This is a genomic window from Deinococcus soli (ex Cha et al. 2016) (assembly GCF_001007995.1).
Lineage (GTDB): Bacteria > Deinococcota > Deinococci > Deinococcales > Deinococcaceae > Deinococcus > Deinococcus soli.
On the sequence record NZ_CP011389.1, the window covers coordinates 733,863 to 752,501 of the forward strand.

The following is an 18,639-nucleotide window of genomic DNA, read 5'->3' on the forward strand; positions in this document are numbered from 1 at the left end:
GGAGTATAGAGAGGGGCACTGAGGGCACCGTAAGCCATTTGACGTGCCCGGCCCGGATGGGCGCGTGCTGTAATCACGCATGGACGCGATCCTCCCCCACCTGCACGCCATCGCGGACGCCGATCTGGCCGCGCTGCGGACCCTGGCCCACCCGGACAGCCCCGTCAGCGTGGACGACCTGACCCGGCAGGCGGCCATCCGCCGCCCGGGCGAGCACCACACCCAGCAGGCCGCCTTCGAACGCGGCGAGGCGAAGGGGGCCGTCACGACGGGCGTGCCGCGCATGGACGCGCACGACGGCTGGCTGGACCTGACCCTCCACCCGCAGGAGGCCGGGGGGCCACTGGCGGACGCGCTGCTGGCCACCGGGCTGGGCGTGCTGCGCGCGGCGGGCGCGACCACCGCCGTGACCCGCGTGCGTGAGGACTGGTGGGAGCACGACTTCCTGCGGGCGCGCGGCTGGCAGGAGGCGGACCGCATGTGGCTCAGCACCCTCGACCTGCGTACCCTGGACTTCGGCGCGTTCGCCGCCGACGAGGCCCGCGCCCGCGCGAGCGGCGTGCGGATCGTCCCGCTCAGTGACCTGGGCGGCTGGGACGCGCATCAGCGTGAGCATTACGACCTGATTCACGCGCTGCTGACCGACGTGCCCAGCGCCCGCCCCGTGCAGGTCTGGCCGTTCGAGGTGTGGCTGGAGCGCATGCCGACCCTGCTGCCCGACACGAGCGGCATCATGATCGCCGTGGCCCCGGACGGGACGTGGGTGGGCACCAGTCAGCTGTCACAGCCCATCGCGAACCGCCCAGGCTTCGTCCACAACGGCCTGACCGGCGTCCGGTCCGAGTGGCGCGGGCATGGCCTGGGCCTCGCCCTGAAACTCGCCGCCGCCCGCGCTGCCCTGGCGCGGGGCTTCACGCACTCCCGCACCGGGAATCACGTCATCAACCGCCCCATGCTCGCCATCAACGAGCGCCTGGGCTTCGTGCGCGAGGCGGCGACGGTCACGCTGACGCGGGAAGTCGGAAGTCGGGAGTAGGACGTGGAAAGAGAGGGTGGGCGCATCACGGTCACGCGCCCACCCTCGTTCTTCTGACTCCTTCCCACTCACTCCGGACTGCTGCCCGCCTCCGGCTCCCCGCGCACGTTGGTCAGCAGCATCGCGTCGCCCAGCGAGTAGAAGCGGTACTCGCCGTTCAGGGCGGCGTCGTACGCGGCGCGGATGCGGTCCTCCCCGGCGAACGCGGCGACGAGCAGCAGGAGGGTGCTGCCCGGCAGGTGCAGGTTCGTGATGAGCAGGTCCGGCACGTTGACGGGACGGCCGGGGGTGATGAAGATCTGCGTGTCGTCCTCGCCGGGCTGCACCTGCGTGCCGTCCCAGGCGCTTTCCAGCGTGCGGACGGTGGTGGTGCCGACGGCGATGACGCGGCGGCCCTCGGCGCGGGCGGCATTGATGGCCTGCGCCGTGTCGGGGGTGACGTGCCAGCGTTCGGCGTGCATGACGTGGTCGGCGACGCTGCCGCTGATGGGCCGGAAGGTACCCGCGCCGACATGCAGGGTGACGTGTGCGGTCTGCACGCCCAGTTCGGCCAGCCGGACCAGCAGTTCGGGTGTGAAGTGCAGTCCGGCGGTGGGCGCGGCGACGCTGCCGGGCTCGCGGGCGTACACGGTCTGGTAGCGTTCGCGCCACGTCTCGTCACTGTCGCCCGCGTCGATGTACGGCGGGAGGGGCAGGCGTCCGATGTCGTCCAGGTGCGGCAGGATGTCGTGGTCGAAGCGCAGCAGCCGCGCGCCGTCCTCCAGTTCCCCGACGACCTGGGCGCGGTGCCCGCCCTCGTGCGCCAGGCCGCCCAGCCACAGCTCGTTCCCGGCGCGGCGGGCGGGTTTCAGGTACGCGCTCCAGACGTGACGGCCCAGTTCCGGCCTTTCCTCGGCGCGCAGCAGCATGACCTCCACGCTGCCGCCGCCGTGCCCGTGGGCGTCCACGGGTTTGCGGGCCATGACGCGCGCGGGGATGACCTTGCTCTGGTTGAACACCAGCAGGTCACCCGCGCGCAGGAACGCCGGCAGGTCGCGGAACACGCGGTGCTCGATTGCTTCGCCCACGATCATCAGGCGCGAGGCGTCGCGGGGTTCCGCACCGGTCTGCGCGACGCGGTCCTCGGGCAGGTGGAAGTTCAGGCGGTGCAGGACGGCGTCCGCCCCGGCGTGCGGCGTGGCGTCGGTCATCGGGGTTAGTCCTCGGTTTTCGGAGTGGCGGCGCGGGTCTGGCGGGCGGGCATCAGGCCCCCGTCGATGTCGGGCAGGTGCGTGAAGCGGTCGGCGGCGTCCACGAGTTTCTGCGCGGTGTGCTCACGGAACGCGATGACCTCCACGCGCTTGCCGCGCTCCTGCAGCACCTCCACGATGTCGGTGAAGTCCCCGTCGCCGCTGCCGAGCACCACGATGTCGAGGTGGTCCATCAGGCGCACCATGTCGGCCACGATGCCCATGTCCCAGTTGCCTTCGTAGATGGCCTTGCCGCCGTCCGTGACGTGGTGCAGCGTGAGGTTCATGCGCCGCACCTTGAAGCCCAGGGTGGACAGCTTGTAGATGAACGGGCGGGCGGTGGCCTCGTTCTCGCGTTCCACGGTGTAGCTGATGGCGTGCACGAGTTCGCGGTCCTCGGTGGCGCTCTTCAGGATCGTCTCGAAGTTCACGGTGCGTTCCATCAGGTCGCGGGCCGAGTGGTAGAGATTCTGCGTGTCGATGAACACCCCGACGCGGGGGCGGTGCACTACGTATTGCATGTGGATTCTCCTGTTGTGGTGGAAGCTGGGTGGGAAAAGGCGGACACGGAAAGGCACGAAAGGGAGGCAAAAGCTGACCCGGCGGGCGCAGCGCTGGCAGTGTAACACCCGCTGCCCCGTCCTCCGCTTCCGGGTGTCCCGTCAGGGGTAGACACGCCCCTGCCCTGCCCGGCTGGGGGCGGGTACGCTGGGCGCATGACGAGTGACGTGCAGAGTGAGGCCCTGGCGCAGGCGCGCGCGGCGTACGACGCGGTGAAAGCGAAGGGTCTGAAGCTGAACATGCAGCGCGGCCAGCCCGCCGACGCGGACTTCGACCTGAGTAACGGCCTGCTGACCGCGCTGGGTGAAACGGACACGCACCTGGACGGCCTGGACCTGCGCAACTACCCCGGTGGCGTGGCGGGCCTGCCGTCCGCGCGGGCGATGTTCGGCGCGTACCTGGACCTGAAGCCCGAAAACGTGATCGTGTGGAACAACGCCAGCCTGGAACTCCAGTGCTACGTGCTGACGTTCGCGCTGCTGCACGGTCCGCGCGGCGGGCAGCCCTGGGCGGGTCAGACACCGAAGATGATCGTCACGACGCCCGGCTACGACCGGCACTTCCTGCTGCTGCAGACGCTGGGCTTCGAGCTGCTGACCGTGGACATGCAGCCCGACGGCCCGGACGTGGACGCCATCGAGCGGCTGGCCGCAGCAGACGCGGGCGTGAAGGGCGTGCTGTTCGTGCCCACGTACTCGAACCCCGGCGGGGAGACGATCAGCGCCGACAAGGCCCGCCGGCTGGCCGGGGTGAAGGCGGCCGCGCCGGACTTCACGATCTTCGCGGACGACGCGTACCGCGCCCACCACCTCTTCCCCGACGCGGCGGGGCAGGACACGCCGGTGAACTTCGTGACGCTCGCGCGGGACGCCGGGTACCCGGACCGGGCGTTCGTGTTCGCCAGCACCAGCAAGATCACCTTCGCGGGCGCGGGGCTGGGCTTCGTGGGCAGCAGCGAGGACAACATCCGCTGGCTGTCGAAGTTCCTGAACGCGCAGAGCATCGGCCCGAACAAGGTCGAGCAGGCCCGGCACGTGAAGTTCCTCCAGGCATACCCCGGCGGGCTGGAGGGCCTGATGAATGACCACGCGGCCCTGATTGCCCCGAAGTTCCGCGCGGTGGACGAGGTGCTGCGCCAGGAGCTGGGGGACAGCGGCGAATTCGCCACCTGGACCAGCCCGCGCGGCGGGTACTTCATCAGCCTGGACACGGCGGCACCTGTCGCCTCTCGCGTGGTGCAGCTGGCTGACGAGGCGGGCGTGAGCCTCACCCCGGCGGGCGCCACGTACCCCGGCGGGCAGGACCCGCATGACCGCAACATCCGCCTCGCGCCGACCCGCCCGCCGGTCGAGGAGGTCTACGAGGCGATGCGTGCCGTGGCGACCTGCGTCCGGCTGGCCACCGAGGAGTACCGCGCCGCCCAGCGCTGAGACCAGGCCCGGCAGGGAGGGGGTGCCGTCAGCTACGGACGCGACTGACCGATCGATCAGCTTGACTTCATGAAGCTCCCCCCCGACCATGAGGGTAATGCCGAACCGTTACGCTGGTTCCCCCGACGACCGCGCCGCGCTGGACGCCTACGTGAAGTTGTGGCGCGCCGCGCACGCGGTCGAGGTGAACGCCAACCGTCATCTCTCCGACCACAACCTCACCATCAGCCAGTTCGGTGTCCTCGAAGCCCTCTACCACCTCGGGCCCCTCAGCCAGCGGCAGCTGGCCGACAAGATCCTGCGCTCCAGCGGAAACCTCACCATGGTCATCGACAACCTCGAACGCGACGGGCTGGTGCGCCGCGACCGGGATGAACTCGACCGCCGGATCATGCGGGTGTCCCTGACCGACGCGGGCCGTGACCTGATCGGGCGGGTGCTACCCCGGCACGTGCAGGGCATCCGCGAGGTGTTCAGCGCCATGAGTCCGGACGAGCTGGCGCAGCTCAGTGCGCTGACGCGCAAGCTGGGGTTAGCCGTGAGCGACGCGCCCGCCGCCGACCCCACCGACCGGCGCTCCCGGCGCGCCCGCCCGGGCAGCCGGTAACGGGCGCGCCGGGTCAGCTGACCTGGGTGCGGCGCAGGTCCGCGAGGTGCACGTCGTTGCGGCCCTGCTCCTTGACGCGGTACATGGCCAGGTCGGCGCGCTGCACCACGGCCGTGGGGTCCTCGCCGGACGTGGCAGTGGCCACCCCGAAGCACGCGGTGACGCCGTTCACGGTGCCGTAGCGGTGGTGGCGCAGGTCGGCGCGCAGCCGGTCGAGCATGGGCCGCAGGTGCTTGTCGCGCTGTTCGGGGAGGATCAGCAGGAATTCCTCGCCGCCCCAGCGGGCCGCGAGACTCCCCTCGGGCAGGTGGCGGCGGGTGATCTCGGCCACGCCGCGCAGCACGAGGTCACCCATGGCGTGGCCGTGCATGTCGTTCACGCGTTTGAAGTGATCCAGGTCGAACAGGATCAGGGTGTACGTCTCGTCCGTGCGGGTCAGGACAGACAGGCGTTCCTCCGCGGCGCGGCGGTTGGCGAGTCCAGTCAGCGGATCGGTGAGCGCGGCGGCCCGCGCGGCCTGGAACTGGCTGCGCTGCACGCCCAGCGTGGCCTGCATGAGGGTCAGCACGGCGCCCATCAGGAGGAACTGCACGCACGGGCCGATCAGGTGGGCGCGCATGGGGGCGGTCATCAGCGCCAGGTTCGCGGCGCACACCACCGTGGCGAGCAGCAGGATCACCCCGGCGGCGCGGGTGGCCTGTCTGGGCTCGTACACCAGGAACGCGGAGACGTAGATCACCGCAAACCAGTAGGTGTTCTCCATGAGCGCCTGTGACTGCCCGGTCAGGACCGAGAACTGATGGTTCAGGGCCAGCAGCACGTATGAGGCGGTCCCGAGGAACGTGACCTGCACGGCGGTGCCGACGGAGATCATGCTGTTCGTGAGCATGAGTTGCAGGGCCAGCAGCACGACAACCAGGGTGGGCAGCGCCCAGAGGTCCAGCGGGTCGAAGTGCGGGTACTGCGAGCCGAGCGCGGCGGCGCAGGCCAGGGCCCCCAGCCCGACCAGCCAGGTGAACATGCGCCGCTGGCTGAGCAGCCACGGGAACGTTTCGGTGGAGGATGCGGGTTTCTGCAAGGGTCAACCCCGGAATCAGGACAGGCAGTCAGGACGGGACGCTTGTGGTGCGTTGCGTTGCGGGCGCTTCCCCGCAGTGTACCCTGCCCGGCTCACGGGACGCACACACTCCGGGGAGGTGGGGTCAGCCGCGCAGTTCGTGATGCACGCGGCAGCGGGCCTCGTAGCTCTCCTCGGCGCCGACGAGCACCACGGGATCGTCGAAACGGGCAGGCTGGCCGCCGATCAGACGCTGCGAGCGGGTGGCGGGCGCGCCGCACACCGTGCAGATCGCCGTGAGTTTCTCGACGCTCTCGGCGCGGGCCAGCAGTTCAGGCATGAACCCGAACGGCTCGGCCCGGAAATCCTGATCCAGCCCGGCGAGAATCACGCGCACGCCCGCGTCGGCCAGTTCCAGCGCCAGCGGGATGATCGCGGCGTCCAGGAACTGCACCTCGTCAATGCCGACCACATCGGGCAGCGTGTCGCCCTGCGCATGCAGCAGGGTGCCCTCGCCACTCAGGTGCGCGCGGATGTCGGCCGCGTCCCGCACGGCCACGGCATTCACAGTCCGCCCGGCGTGACTGGCGACGGCCGTATCGTGGTAGCGGTCGTCCAGGGCGGGTTTGAACACGGAGACGCGCTGCCGGGCGATCACGGCGCGGGTCACGCGGCGGATGAGTTCCTCGCTCTTGCCGCTGAACATCGGGCCGACGATGACTTCTAGGTGACCGCCGTGGTAGGGGGACTTCAGCACGCCCGCGAGTATCGCAGATCAGCTGAAGACGTGGCGGCCCGCCTGCCGGGGCCACATGAGAAACCGCCCCGGCCACTGGGGCGGGGGCGGCGCAGGCGTGGGGCGCTTACTTCTTCTTGTTGCGGTAGCTGTCGCCGAAACGCTTGTTGAACTTGTCGACGCGGCCTTCGGTGTCCACGAAGCGCTCTTCGCCGGTCCAGAAGGGGTGCACGCCGCTCCAGACGTCCACGTGGATTTCGGGCTTGGTGCTCAGGGTTTCCATCACGACTTTGCCCTGGTAGATGATCTTGGTGGGAACGACTTTGGGGTGGATGTCTTTCTTCATGGGTGCCTCCTCCGCCACGTCTGCGCCCCGGTCTCCGGTGCATGTGCGTAGCGGGCAACCCTGTCAGTGTACCACGCACGCACCGTTCAGGGTGAGGAGGTAGTGCCGGCTACGCTCCTGGCCGCGCGGGCCAGCACGTTCGGCAGATGTTGGGTGGCGATCCAGCCCCTGTCCCAGCCGGGCCAGCTGTGCCCCAGCCGCAACTCCGGCAGCAGTTCGGGCGGGGTGCTCAGGCCGCGCGCGCCCACGACCGCGCCGACCACGCAGGCGACCGTGTCGCTGTCGTCACCGCCCAGCACGGCGGGCTCCACGCACGCCCACCAGTCCGCGCGGCGGGCGTGGGCGACGGCGGCCTCCAGGGTATCCAGCACGTACCCGCTCTGGGAGGTGACCGTGCCGTCCAGCCCTGAGCGCACGCGGGCGCGGACCTGCGCGCGGGCCTCACGCTCGCGGCCCCGGAAGGCGCGGTGGGCGTCCTGCGTGTGCAGCCCCAGCACCCCGGCCTCCACGAGCACGTCCCGCGCGTCCAGGCTGTCCATGACGCCCAGAGCCGCCTGCGCCGCCGCCGCGTAAGCCTGACCGTCCGCCAGGGCCTCCATGAACGCCGTCAGGAACACCGAAGCGTACACGCAGCGCGGGTCGGCGTGCGTCAGGGCCGTCAGGACGGCCGCCTCACGCGCCAGCGCGGCGCCCCGGTGCCCGAGCAGCCACGCGGCGGCCACGCGCATCAGGCCGCCGTTCCCGGCGCCGTCGAAGCCCCCGCGTTCCCAGGCCAGGGCGCCCCCGTCGAGCCGCTGCGGTTCCGTGAAGGTCAGTCTCAGGGCCTGCCGGGTCAGGCCGCCCACGTCGGGTGGCGCGGCGGCCAGCCACTCCCGGAACGCCGCGAGGACACCCGCATGCCCCTCGCCGCGCGCCGCGCCGAGCAGGGTCGCGACGACCATCTGGCTGTCGTCGGTGGCCTCGCCGGGCGCGAAACCGAACACGCTGCCCGGCTGGTACGCGCGGAAGGCAGCGCCGTAGCGCGCCTGGATCACGTCGGGGGATTTGAATTCCGTGGCGGCGCCCAGCGCGTCCGCCGCGCACAGGGACAGCAGCACGTCCAGAGGTTCAGGCATGTGCCAATTTTCGCACGCGTTCGCCCCCGGCGGGGGTGACCCCTCGCGCGAGGCGCGGCGCGCCCCTACACTGAAGGTCACCTATGGTACGCGGCGATCTGGCAGTCTTCCCCTTCCTGTCCGTCATGCAGATGTTCCTCACGAGCGGACGCGCCGGGCGGCTCAGCGTGGACCACATCCGTGGCGGGCAGCTGTGGCTGGAACGTGGCGAGATCACCCACGCCGAGGCCGGACGCCTGCGCGGCGAGCACGCCCTGCAGTTCATGGCCAGCCTGGACGCCGGGGTGTTCACCTTCGAGGTGGACCAGCCGCCCCCCACCCGCAGCATGAACCTGCGCCGCGACCCGGCCCTGCACCGGCTGCTGGAGGAGAACGCCGCGTGGGAACCGCTCCTGCGGACCTTCCCCGACTGGAACCGGCGTCTGCGTTTCACGGCGAAATGGACCGAGGCGCAGCCGGTCACCCGCACCCAGTACCGCATCCTGAACCTGATCGCCGACAGCGGCAACATCCGCACGCTGCTGGAACGCACCGCCACGCCCCCCCGACTGGTCCTGGAGACCCTCAAGCCGTTCCTGCTGGCCGAACTGATCGAGATCAGCTGACCGCCACCCCGCGGGCCGGGGTCGGTGAACACGTTCACGGGAAGGGGCGTTCCCCTGGCGCGGTGTTTTCACACACGGCCGGTCATTTGCGGCATGATGGGCTCACCGGAGGACCCATGAGCGCCATCTCTCGCCCCACCAGCCGAACCAGTGACGCCCTGTCTCCCCGTGACGAACCGGCGCGCGAGCCCGCGCGGCCCGCGCAACAGGCGCACCCGTCCTGGCAGTTCCACGATCAGTTCGACCTGTGGATCGAGTGGATGGAACGCGATTCCAGCGGCGTGTGGCACGCCGCGCAGCCCGTGACGCACCGCACGTTCCGCACGCGCGAGGACACCCTGAAACACGCCGAGCGCGTGATCCAGCGGGGCGAATTCCCCATGGAGCGCGCCATGCCCGTCACGCTGGTCCGCAACCGCCGCGAGGCGCTCCTCTCGGCGTTCCGCGAGGCGGAGGGCGACGGCGTCACCCTGATCCGCGACCTGACCTTCCCGGTCGGCGAGTACGGCCTCATGGTCCGCGTGACCCGCGAGCGGCAGGCGCAGCCCGTACGCGCCGCGTTCGCCAGCGCCGCCAACCCCCTGCGCAGCCTGATCGGGCAGCCCGTCAAGCTGACCGTCCTCATCGAGCACCCCTACGACGTTCTGAGCCGCGCGCAGGGCCCGCTGGACGTCAGCGACCGCGCCGCCCGCATCGGCGAGGACACGCAGCTGTTCAGCGCGTCGGCGCAGGTCAGCGGGCTCCCCTACCAGAGCGCCACGGTGACCGTCCCGCGCGGCCTGCTGAAAAAACCCCTGCTGTACCGCTTCGAACGCCTCCCCGAGGGCGGCGAGGGTTAGAACCTCGCCTCGCCCAGCGCGCTCAGGGGCACCTCGCCCCGGTAGAGGACGTGCGGGACGTCCATCCAGAGGATCGGGGGCGCGCCGCCGGGCAGGACGCGCAGGCGGGCCAGGGTCGCCGGGGGCGCCACTGAGGTCTCCCGCAGCGTCTGCGGCGTGAACGGCAGCTCGTCCGCCGGGTCCGGCGCGGGCTTCACACCGCCCGGCCAGGGGCGCACCAGCCGGACGCACGCCCGCAAGGGATCGAGGTGCGTGGCGTCCAGCGTCCAGAACCGCACCGGGGGAATCGCCCGCCCGCTCTGCCGCGCGGCGTCCAGCAGCGGCCCCGGATTCACCGGGGAGAAGAACAGCACGTCGGTCCACAGGCAGTCGAGCCGACCGACCCGCTCCCGCATCAGCGCCTCGCGGCCCACGTACTTGGCGGCTTCACGGGCGTACACGTCCGGGTGCAGCTCACGCAGGGTGCTCAGGGGCAGCAGGTGATCGCCGCGCACGTCCCGCACGGCGCGGTGATACAGGGTCATATGGACTCCGACTGAATGGTTTGCCAAAACCGTTCAGTTCGAGCGGACGCGAGTTGGAGCGGAACGGGTTCCGGGCGTGGAGTGGACAACCCGGCGTCCTTCCGGGTTGTCCACGAAACAGACGGAATCCGCATCAGTCCAGTCAGGGGCACGCCCCGCAGGATGCCCGGCCCGCCCGCACCCCGCCAATGCGCCAGCGTGCGGATTGAAATGCGCCGCCCCCGGCGCGTACACTCCCGGATGCAGTGACCGGGAGGAGTACCCGGGTCAGGCCCCCACAGGAAACCCGCCCCGCGACTGAGAGGGCAGGTGGACCGGCCCCCGGCGAACGTCACCCGCGAGCACGACGGCAGAAACCCCCTCACGCGGGGGGCGTAGAGCCTCCGGGTGCGCCCGATACAGCGCGCAGCGAGTGCCCCCCATGCAGGCGGGGAAACGCGGTGGTACCACGGGACATCCTCGTCTCGTCCGCATCCGGAAGTTCATCCGGCGGACGGGACGTTTTTCGTTTCCCTCCCCGGTCAGGAGGTGGGAAGGATGGTCACGTTCTACGACACGCAACAGGAGGCCCGGCGGGACGCAGCGGCGCGCGGCCTGCGGGAGAAGGTCGTGTGCCTCGTCACGCGCGCCGGTCCCGGCGGCCCGGCGCTGCTGGTGTTCGATCACGTTCCGGACGGCGGGGCGGGCGTGCAGGTCGTCGCGGGCGGGGTCGAAGCCGGGGAAACCCCGGCGCAGGCCGCCACGCGCGAACTGCACGAGGAGTCCGGCCTGAGCCTGAACCGTCCCACCTTCCTGACCTCCTATCTGTGGGAGGCGCAGCTGCCGGAGCGGTTCACGCGGCAGGTCTGCCACGCCTACACCCTGACCGCGCCCGCTGGTACGCCGGACACCTGGGATCACCTCGCCGAGGGCCGGTACGTGTTCCGGTTCCGCTGGGCGCCGCTGCACGCGCCCGGCCTGGACTGGGAGCTGGACGCCGCTCTCCCCCACCTCAACCAACTGCTGCACAAGGAGCTTCAAGCATGACTGACCCCCATACCCCCGACCAGACCAGCACCCCTGATCAGACGCCGGAGAACGACGCGTCCGTCCTCGCCAAGCAGTTCGACCCGAAGGCCGTCGAGCCCGGCTGGGCCGCGAAGTGGCGGAACGAGCCCTTCCGCGCGGACGCGACGAGCGGCAAGGAACCCTTTACGATCGTGATCCCGCCGCCGAACGTGACGGGGAACCTGCACCTGGGGCACGCGCTGGACAACACGCTGATCGACACGCTGATCCGCTACAAGCGCATGGCGGGCTTCGAGGCGCTGTACCTGCCGGGCATGGATCACGCGGGCATCAGCACTCAGGTGGTCGTGGAGCGGCAGCTGCGCGAGCAGGGCGTCAGCCGCCACGACCTGGGCCGCGAGAAATTCCTGGATCAGGTGTGGGAGTGGAAAGCCGAGTCCGGCGGGATGATCCTGGAGCAGCTGTCGCGCCTGGGCGTCAGCGCCGACTGGACGCGTGAGCGCTTCACGATGGACGAGGGCCTGTCGCGCGCCGTGCGCCACCAGTTCGTGAAGCTGTACCACGAGGGGTTCGCGTACCGCGGCGAGCGGATCGTGAACTGGGACCCGGCCAGTCAGACGACCCTGTCGGAACTGGAAATTGACCGCGAGGTGCGCAAGGGCAAGATGTACACCCTGTCGTACAGGCTGCGTGACCCGCAGGCGGCGGCCAGCAACGGTGAAGCGGGCGAGATCCGCATCGCGACCGTGCGGCCCGAGACGATCTTCGCGGATCAGGCGATCGCCGTTCACCCCCAGGACCCGCGTTTCGCGCATCTGGTTGGGCAGGAGGCCCGCATTCCCCTGACGGACCGGTATGTACCGATCATCGCGGACGAGGCGGTCGAGATGGAGTTCGGGGTGGGCGCGCTGAAGATCACGCCCGCGCACGACCCGACCGACTTCGAGGTGGGCGAGCGGCATGGTCTCGCGCGGCCCAGCGTGATCGACCTGCACGGCAACCTGACCCGTGACGAGCTGGTGCCCGCCGAGTTCCAGGGCCTGGAACGCTTCGCGGCCCGCAAGGCGGTCGTGAAGGCCCTGACCGAGGGCGGCGACCTGCTGGAGGAGAAGGACCACGACACCGCCATCGGCCTGTCGGAGCGGACGAAGGTGCCGGTCGAGCCGATCATCAGCGAGCAGTGGTACGTGAAGATGAAACCCTTTGCGGAGCAGGTCCTCGCGGGGCTGGAGCGGGGCGAGATGCAGCTCGTGCCCGAGCGGTACGCGAAGGTGAACCGCGACTGGCTGGAGAACATCCGCGACTGGAACATCAGCCGCCAGCTGTGGTGGGGGCACCAGATTCCCGCGTGGTACGACGAGCAGGGCAACCTCTACGTGCCGGACCCCGAGCAGCCCGACCTGGACTGCGATCAGGACCCCCGCTACGCGCACCTGACCCTGCGCCGCGACCCGGACGTGTTCGACACGTGGTTCAGCTCCAACCTGTGGCCGTTTAGCACTCTGGGCTGGCCCGACACGGACAGTGAGGACTTCCGGAAGTTCTACCCCACCCAGGTCCTCGTGACCGGGTACGACATCCTGTTCTTCTGGGTGGCGCGCATGCAGATGGCCGGGTACGGCCTGACCGGTCAGGCCCCCTTCAGCACCGTGATGCTGCACGGCCTGTACCTCGACGCGAAGGGCCAGAAGATGTCCAAGAGCAAGGGCAACGGCATCGATCCCCTGGAACTGTTCGACCAGTACGGCGTGGACGCCAGCCGCTTCGCGTTCAGCTTCCTGTCCACCGGCGGGCAGGACATCAAGCACGACCCCCGGCGCTTCGAGCAGGGCCGCAACTTTGCGAACAAGCTGTGGAACGCCGCGCGCTTCGCGATGCTGCGCCTCGGGGAGGCCCTCCCGAATCTCCAGACCAGCGGCCATGAGGCCGACGAGGCCCTGATCCAGTACGTGCAGGGCGCGCTGGACGACAGCGTGGGCGAGACGCTGCGCAGCCGCGACGCCCTGAGCGCCGTGCGCGCCCGCGCCGACCTGAGCCTGGCGGACCGCTGGATCCTGTCGCGCCTGAACGCCGTGACCGCCGAGGCCACCGCGCAGCTCGACGCGTTCGACATCGGCGCGGCCATCCGCACGCTGTACACCTTCACCTGGGACGAGTTCTGCGACTGGTACATCGAGGCCGCCAAACCCGCCCTGAGTGAGGGCAAGCTGTCCACGCTGGTGACGCTGAAGGCCACGCTGGAACACATCCTGAAACTGCTGCACCCCTTCATGCCGTTCGTGACGAGCGAACTGTACGGCGCGCTCGGCCACCGCCGGCAGCTGGCCGTGCACTCCTGGCCGCAGCCGGACGAGGCCCTGCACGACGCGGACGCCACCCGCGCCTTCGACGCCCTGCGCGCCGCGGTCGCCGCCGCCCGCAGCCTCAAGAGCGAACTGGGCCTCAGCCCCCAGGACCGCTTGAGCGTCGCCGTGGAGGGTGACCTCGCCGCGACCGTCCACGAGAACGCCCGCGTGGTCGAGAGCATCGCCCGCGTGAACCTGTCGGGCGACCTGGAGGGCCGCACGCTGAGCCTCGTCGAGCAGGGCGTCACCGTCCGCGCGCCGCTGGAAGGCACCGTGGACCTCAATGACTGGATCGGCAAGCAGAAAAAACGCCTCGCGGAGTTCGACAAGCAGATCAAGCAGGCGCAGGGCAAGCTGAGCAACGAGGGCTTCGTCGCCCGCGCCCCCGCCGAGGTCATCGAGGAGGAAAAACGCCGCGTGGCCGACTTCGGCACGCAGCGGGAACGCCTCACGCAGGTACTCGCGCAGTTCGAATAAATCAGGACACAGGGGGCGGGGCGCGGTGGGAAACCACGGCGCCCCACCTCTGCTTTCATCCCGGCGTGCGTTATGGACGGGCGTGTGCTCTGCTCTGGACATGAGGCGAGGTCGGTGGCTGGTGGGATTGGGGGTCGGACTGGTGCTGGGTCAGGCGCAGGCAGTCACGTTGACGGTCCGGACGCACTTCACTGGTCAAGACCTCGCGTGGGTGCGGGCGCAGAGCGCCGGGTACGCGCGGGCGACGGGCGTGCAGGTGCGGGTCACCTCGGTTGCGTTCGGGGACCTGATCGAACGCTGGGAGGGCGCGCGTGCCCGTCCGGACGTGGTGGTGGGCGTGCCGGACCACTGACTGCCCGGGCTGGCCGCGCAGACGGCGCCGCTGGCCGGGGACGACCTGGGAGATCCGGCGGGCGTGGCGGCCCTGACAGTGGGCGGGGTGGTGCGCGCCCGGCCGCTGATGGCAGACGCCGTGGCGCTGGTCGTGAACCGGGCGCTGGTGCCGGGCGGGATCGGCAGCTGGGCGGATCTGGAACGCGCCGCCGCGGCGGATGGGCCGGGCGTGGCACTCGGGCCCCACGATCCCTACCTTCAGGCGGGGCTATTCCAGGCGTTCGGCGTGAACCTGCTTGCTCCTGCACCGGACCCGGCAGCAGTCAGCCGCGCGGGGTGCGCGCTGCGCCGCGTCGGTGGCCAGGCGCGAGCCTGAACGAGGCGCAGGCCCTTGAGGCGTTCGGGCAGGGCCGTCTGGGTGCCGTCCTGACCGGGCCGTGGAATCATCTGCCGCTGGTGACTTCAGGCGTGACGTACAGCGTGCAGCCGCTGCCAGCCCTCCCTGGCGTGCCGCAATCGTGGCAGCCCATCGTCGGGTACCAGAGTGTCGCGGTGGATGCACGGACCAGCGCCGGCCGCGAGGCCGAGGCACTGGCCCTGCACCTGACCCGCCCGGACGCGCAGCTGGCCCTGTACAGGGCGGGAGGCCGCCTGCCCGCTCACCCGGCGGCGCAGGAGCAGCTGCGTGCCCAGGGGGATCCCTGGGGCTTCATTCAGGCCGTCCGGGCGGGCCGACCCGAGGCTGCCTTCGGGAACGACGGCTCAGCCTGGGACCGGGCGCAGGCGACGCTGGACGGCGCGCTGGGCCGCCAGGGTTGCCCCTGATCCGCGTGGCGTCCGGCGCACGGTGCCAGTCTGGCCTCTGCTCGACCCTGTGTGGGTGCCGCTGGGCGCGCGGCCCAGATGGCGCAGCAGGTCACGGCGCGTGTCCCGCTGCCCTGCTCTATGATGGGCGGCATGGCGTATACCATTCTCGTCGCGGACGACGAACCGGCCATCCGGACCATGTTGGAGGTCATTCTGTCCGCAGACGGGCACGACATTGTGGCGGTGCCGGACGGCAAGATGGCCCTGGAGTTTCTCAAGGAGCACACGCCGGACGCGATGCTGCTGGACGTGAAGATGCCGTTCATGGACGGGTTCGAGATCTGCTCGCGGGTGAAACGGATCAAGCGGCTGCGGGACACGCCGGTGCTGCTGCTGACCGGTTTCGACGACGATCAGACGCGTGATCACGCGAAGTTGGTGGGTGCGGATGACATCGTGTACAAGCCACTGTCGGGGAAGAACCTGCGGGGCCGCGTGAATCAGCTCATCGAGGCGCGACGGCGTTGACGGGCGCAGTCAATCTGCTGGGCTCAGGCGACCGGGGGCGGGCGTGATCGTCCTGCGGTTCCTGAAATTCCTGACGTCGTTCGTGCTGGCGGCGCTCGTGGCGGCACTGGGCGTGGCGACCACGTACGGCCTGAAGTGGGGGCGTGAACTGCCGGATTACCGCGAGCTGGATAACCTGACGCGGTCGCTGGGATCCGAGACGCGGATCTTCGCGCGGGACGGCGCGCCGCTGGGCAGCCTGATTCCGAAGGTGGGAGATCAGGCGATCAGCCGCACGATCGTCACGCTGAACGAGATCAGTCCGTTCATGTTGGGCGCGCTGATCAGCAACGAGGACCGGCGGTTCTTCGAGCATTACGGCCTGGACCCGTACGGGCTGGGACGGCAGGTGCAGCGCGTGGCGCGCGGGGACAGCGTGCAGGGCGGCAGTACCCTGACGAACCAGCTGGTGAAAAACACGCTGCTGCTCGACGAGTACCAGCAAGCCCGCACACCGGACCGCAAGTTCAAGGAATGGATCCTGAGCGTGCAGGTCGAGCGGTCCTTCACGAAGTCGGAGATCCTGCAGACGTACCTGAACACCATCTACTGGGGAGACGGCGGACCGGTGGAACTGTACGGAATCTACTCGGCGGCGCAGGCGTACTTCCGCACGACGCCGAAGGACCTGACGCTGGGGCAGGCGGCGTACCTGACGGTGCTCGTGCCGAATGCCGGGCGGTATTTCCGGTACGAGGAGGTCCGGCCCCTGATGCGGGTGCTGCTGTCACGCATGGTCGAGGACGGCTGGATCACGCAGGCGCAGATGGACGCCGCGTGGCGGGAGAAGGTGCAGCCGCGCGGGTGGCAGGTCACGTATGACGACGCCGGGAACGTGAAGTCCGCGAAACTGGTGGACCGCACCGCGAAGGAACTCAAGGCGGTCGTCACGACGCGCGCGCCGCACTTCACGCAGCAGGTCGAGCAGGAACTCGTGCGGCGCTTCGGGCGGGACGTGGTGTACGGCTCGGGTGGCCTGCGGGTGTACACGACGCTGGACCCGAAGGTGCAGTCGGCGGCGGAAACCGCGAGTCGGGAGGCGACGGGCCTGCCGCCGGGCGCGACGCTCGCCGCGACGGTCATCAACCCGTACAACGGGGAGGTGCTGGGCATGATCGGCCAGAAGCTGCGCGGCACCGAGCCGCCCGCCGCGTGGAACAACGCCGCGCAGGGGCAGCGGCAGATCGGGTCGACCATCAAGCCGCTGCTGTACACGACGGCGCTGTCCACCGGCCTGAGCCAGTCGCACCGCGAGGAGGACCGCCCCGTGTCGTTCCCCTGCACGGGCTGCAAGAACGGCGTGTACGAACCGAAGAACTTCGAGGGCGCGACCACCTACCGCGACATGACGATCCGCGAGGCGCTGGACCGCTCGCTGAACCTCGTGACGGTGCGGCTCGCGGACCGGATCGGCCTGCAGACGTTCTTCGGGAAGATCCGTGAGATCGGCCTGCAGACGAACGACGGGACCGGACTGGCGGCGGCGCTGGGCGCGGTCGAGACGACGCCCGTGAAGATGGCGGCGGCGTACGCGCCGTTCGTGAACGGCGGCCTGTACCGCACGCCCCGGTACATCACGCGCGTGACGGACGCGCGCGGCGCGGTGCTGTTCGACGTGAACAGTCAGCCCATGCAGGGCAAGCGGGTGTGGACGCCGCAGGTGGCGTGGCTGGGGCTGGACATGATCCGTGGGGTCGTGAATGACCTGAACGAGGCGCAGGGCGGCCTGGCGGGCCGCGCGAAGTTCGGGGAGTGGCCGGTGGCCGGAAAGACCGGCACGAGTAACGGCCCGAAGGACTTCTGGTTCGTGGGCACCACGCCGCTATACACCGGGTCGGTGTGGGTGGGGCGGCAGCAGGGCGGCGACATGCCGATCAACTACTACTCCGGGTACGTGAACGCCCCGATCTGGCGGCGCATGATGGAACTCGCGCATCAGGGGCAGGCGCTGCGGCAGTTCAGTGAACCGCCCGGCATCCAGTACGTGGACGCGCCGGACCAGCAGTTCCTGCCGAACGTGAAACTGGCCGTCCTGGACCCGAACTACCGGGACGCGGCGAACACCGAGGTGCAGGCGGACGCGCCGCCGCCCACGCTGTACCGCGAGACGACCTACCGCCCGGGGAGCGATCCGGATTCGGTGCTGGTCAGCCTGGACCGCACCACGAACCGTCTGGCGACCGAGTTCACGCCGCCGCAGAACATCGTGCAGCGCCGCGTGCAACTGGAGGACCTGCCCGGGTACGCTCCGGACGAGAGCCCGGCGCCCCTGCAGGACGAGCAGCCCGACCCGGAGGCCGTGAAGGCCGCCAAGGGCGTGACGGGCACGACGCAGTCGGTGCCGCCGGCCGCGCCGTAATCCGGCCCTGACCTCCGCGCTTCTCCCTTTGCCCCCCGCACCTGCCGGGGGGCGACCTGTTGAGGCCTCGCTCACCACGCCGTCATGCAGTCGGGCGGCGGGCGGGGCATGATGTCGGGCATGAGGTTGCGCCGCGCTCCCCTGTTGACCCTATTGCTGACCCTGGGCATCTCGACCGCCGAGGCGCGCGTGCGCCTGGGGGAACCACTGCCGCAGCATCCGTGGACGGCAGCCGCGCAGGAGGTCGTGGTCGTGTACAGCCACGACTGCGGGGACCTGGGCGACCTGTGGTCGGCGGTGCTGGCGGCGGGTCTGCCGGTGCGGGCCGTGAACGCCGAGGGGTTCCCCTCCCCCGCCCCGGCGGGCGTGCAGGCCTGGACGGGTGAGGCCGCGACGACCTTCGCGCGGCAGCTGCGCGTGGGGACGTACCCGACGGTGCTGCTGGTCCAGGACGGCCGGATCATGAACGCCTGGGAGGGCACCTTCAGCGGCAAGCTGGAGTGATGCGGACTCCGATTGAATGGTGTGCCAAAACCGTTTGATCCGAGCGGATGCGACTCGGAGAGCTGCCCCGCAGACATGGCGCAAAGAGGATTCCGGGCATGGAGCTGGCGATCCGGTGGTGTTCCGGGTGGAGGGCGAAACAGACGGAATCCGT

The 18,639-nt window shown here is 70.2% G+C and carries 20 protein-coding genes; 13 read left to right on the top strand and 7 right to left on the bottom strand.

The features are described from left to right. Positions 1-79 precede the first annotated feature (79 nt). Complete coding sequence (locus SY84_RS03590; RefSeq protein WP_046842860.1) at positions 80-1,036, top strand: hypothetical protein; 957 nt, start codon at positions 80-82, stop codon at positions 1,034-1,036. A gap of 68 nt (positions 1,037-1,104) precedes the next feature. On the opposite strand, the gene queA is transcribed toward SY84_RS03590, so the two are convergent. Then, the gene (gene queA, locus SY84_RS03595) at positions 1,105-2,226 is read right to left on the bottom strand and encodes a tRNA preQ1(34) S-adenosylmethionine ribosyltransferase-isomerase QueA (RefSeq protein ID WP_046842861.1); all 1,122 of its coding nucleotides are present in this window, start codon (positions 2,224-2,226) and stop codon (positions 1,105-1,107) included. 5 nt (positions 2,227-2,231) lie between these two features. Further along, the gene (locus tag SY84_RS03600; RefSeq protein WP_046842862.1) at positions 2,232-2,786 is read right to left on the bottom strand and encodes an NYN domain-containing protein; all 555 of its coding nucleotides are present in this window, start codon (positions 2,784-2,786) and stop codon (positions 2,232-2,234) included. A 195-nt stretch (positions 2,787-2,981) separates the two neighbouring features. On the opposite strand from SY84_RS03600, the gene SY84_RS03605 reads away from it, so the two are divergent. Together SY84_RS03605 and SY84_RS03610 are read left to right on the top strand one after the other, a co-directional pair. Next, positions 2,982-4,256 carry an aminopeptidase gene (locus tag SY84_RS03605; RefSeq protein ID WP_046842863.1) on the top strand — a complete coding sequence of 425 codons (1,275 nt, stop codon included), beginning with the start codon at positions 2,982-2,984 and terminating at the stop codon, positions 4,254-4,256. Between the two features lie 97 nt (positions 4,257-4,353). Beyond that, positions 4,354-4,863 (top strand): MarR family winged helix-turn-helix transcriptional regulator, encoded by a 510-nt coding sequence (locus SY84_RS03610; RefSeq protein WP_046842864.1) that lies wholly within the window; start codon positions 4,354-4,356, stop codon positions 4,861-4,863. Between the two features lie 13 nt (positions 4,864-4,876). Here the strand turns inward: SY84_RS03610 and SY84_RS03615 are convergent, their stop codons facing one another. The 4 genes from SY84_RS03615 to SY84_RS03630 form a co-directional block, all read right to left on the bottom strand. After that, complete coding sequence (locus SY84_RS03615; protein ID WP_081424652.1) at positions 4,877-5,884, bottom strand: GGDEF domain-containing protein; 1,008 nt, start codon at positions 5,882-5,884, stop codon at positions 4,877-4,879. Between the two features lie 181 nt (positions 5,885-6,065). Further along, on the bottom strand, positions 6,066-6,677 hold the full coding sequence (locus tag SY84_RS03620; RefSeq protein ID WP_046842866.1) for a thymidine kinase: 612 nt from the start codon (positions 6,675-6,677) through the stop codon (positions 6,066-6,068). A gap of 106 nt (positions 6,678-6,783) precedes the next feature. Next, positions 6,784-7,002, bottom strand: a complete 219-nt coding sequence (gene rpmE, locus SY84_RS03625; protein WP_046844910.1) for a 50S ribosomal protein L31 — start codon at positions 7,000-7,002, stop codon at positions 6,784-6,786. An 86-nt stretch (positions 7,003-7,088) separates the two neighbouring features. Then, entirely contained in the window at positions 7,089-8,117 is a 1,029-nt protein-coding gene (locus tag SY84_RS03630; protein ID WP_046842867.1) for an ADP-ribosylglycohydrolase family protein, read from the bottom strand. Between the two features lie 83 nt (positions 8,118-8,200). Between SY84_RS03630 and SY84_RS03635 the strand changes: the two genes are divergently transcribed. Continuing rightward, positions 8,201-8,722: a DUF4388 domain-containing protein gene (locus SY84_RS03635; protein WP_046842868.1), complete on the top strand. Its 522-nt coding sequence runs from the start codon at positions 8,201-8,203 to the stop codon at positions 8,720-8,722. A 116-nt stretch (positions 8,723-8,838) separates the two neighbouring features. Next, positions 8,839-9,561: a hypothetical protein gene (locus tag SY84_RS03640; RefSeq protein WP_229755627.1), complete on the top strand. Its 723-nt coding sequence runs from the start codon at positions 8,839-8,841 to the stop codon at positions 9,559-9,561. Here SY84_RS03640 and SY84_RS03645 read toward each other — a convergent pair. Continuing rightward, on the bottom strand, positions 9,558-10,085 hold the full coding sequence (locus tag SY84_RS03645) for a hypothetical protein (RefSeq protein ID WP_046842869.1): 528 nt from the start codon (positions 10,083-10,085) through the stop codon (positions 9,558-9,560). The two genes, SY84_RS03640 and SY84_RS03645, sit on opposite strands and share 4 nt — an antisense overlap. A 537-nt stretch (positions 10,086-10,622) precedes the next feature. Here SY84_RS03645 and SY84_RS03650 point away from each other — a divergent pair. From SY84_RS03650 to SY84_RS03685, 8 genes are all read left to right on the top strand, one after another. Further along, a complete protein-coding gene (locus tag SY84_RS03650) occupies positions 10,623-11,111 on the top strand; it encodes an NUDIX hydrolase (protein WP_052751031.1) in 489 nt (162 codons plus the stop codon). Continuing rightward, positions 11,108-13,915: a valine--tRNA ligase gene (locus tag SY84_RS03655; RefSeq protein WP_046842870.1), complete on the top strand. Its 2,808-nt coding sequence runs from the start codon at positions 11,108-11,110 to the stop codon at positions 13,913-13,915. Before SY84_RS03650 ends, SY84_RS03655 begins: the two co-directional genes overlap by 4 nt. 100 nt (positions 13,916-14,015) lie before the next feature. Further along, positions 14,016-14,267: a hypothetical protein gene (locus SY84_RS03660; protein ID WP_046842871.1), complete on the top strand. Its 252-nt coding sequence runs from the start codon at positions 14,016-14,018 to the stop codon at positions 14,265-14,267. Positions 14,268-14,330: 63 nt separating this feature from the next. Further along, positions 14,331-14,624 (top strand): hypothetical protein, encoded by a 294-nt coding sequence (locus SY84_RS03665; RefSeq protein ID WP_157882881.1) that lies wholly within the window; start codon positions 14,331-14,333, stop codon positions 14,622-14,624. Next, entirely contained in the window at positions 14,585-15,073 is a 489-nt protein-coding gene (locus SY84_RS03670) for an extracellular solute-binding protein (RefSeq protein WP_046842873.1), read from the top strand. The genes SY84_RS03665 and SY84_RS03670 overlap by 40 nt, the downstream gene beginning before the upstream one ends. 123 nt (positions 15,074-15,196) lie before the next feature. Beyond that, the gene (locus SY84_RS03675) at positions 15,197-15,583 is read left to right on the top strand and encodes a response regulator (RefSeq protein ID WP_046844913.1); all 387 of its coding nucleotides are present in this window, start codon (positions 15,197-15,199) and stop codon (positions 15,581-15,583) included. 46 nt (positions 15,584-15,629) lie between these two features. Further along, positions 15,630-17,981, top strand: coding sequence for a transglycosylase domain-containing protein (locus tag SY84_RS03680; RefSeq protein WP_046844914.1), 2,352 nt, complete (start codon positions 15,630-15,632; stop codon positions 17,979-17,981). 120 nt (positions 17,982-18,101) lie between these two features. After that, complete coding sequence (locus SY84_RS03685; protein ID WP_419177409.1) at positions 18,102-18,485, top strand: penicillin-binding protein; 384 nt, start codon at positions 18,102-18,104, stop codon at positions 18,483-18,485. The last annotated feature ends 154 nt before the right edge of the window (positions 18,486-18,639 follow it).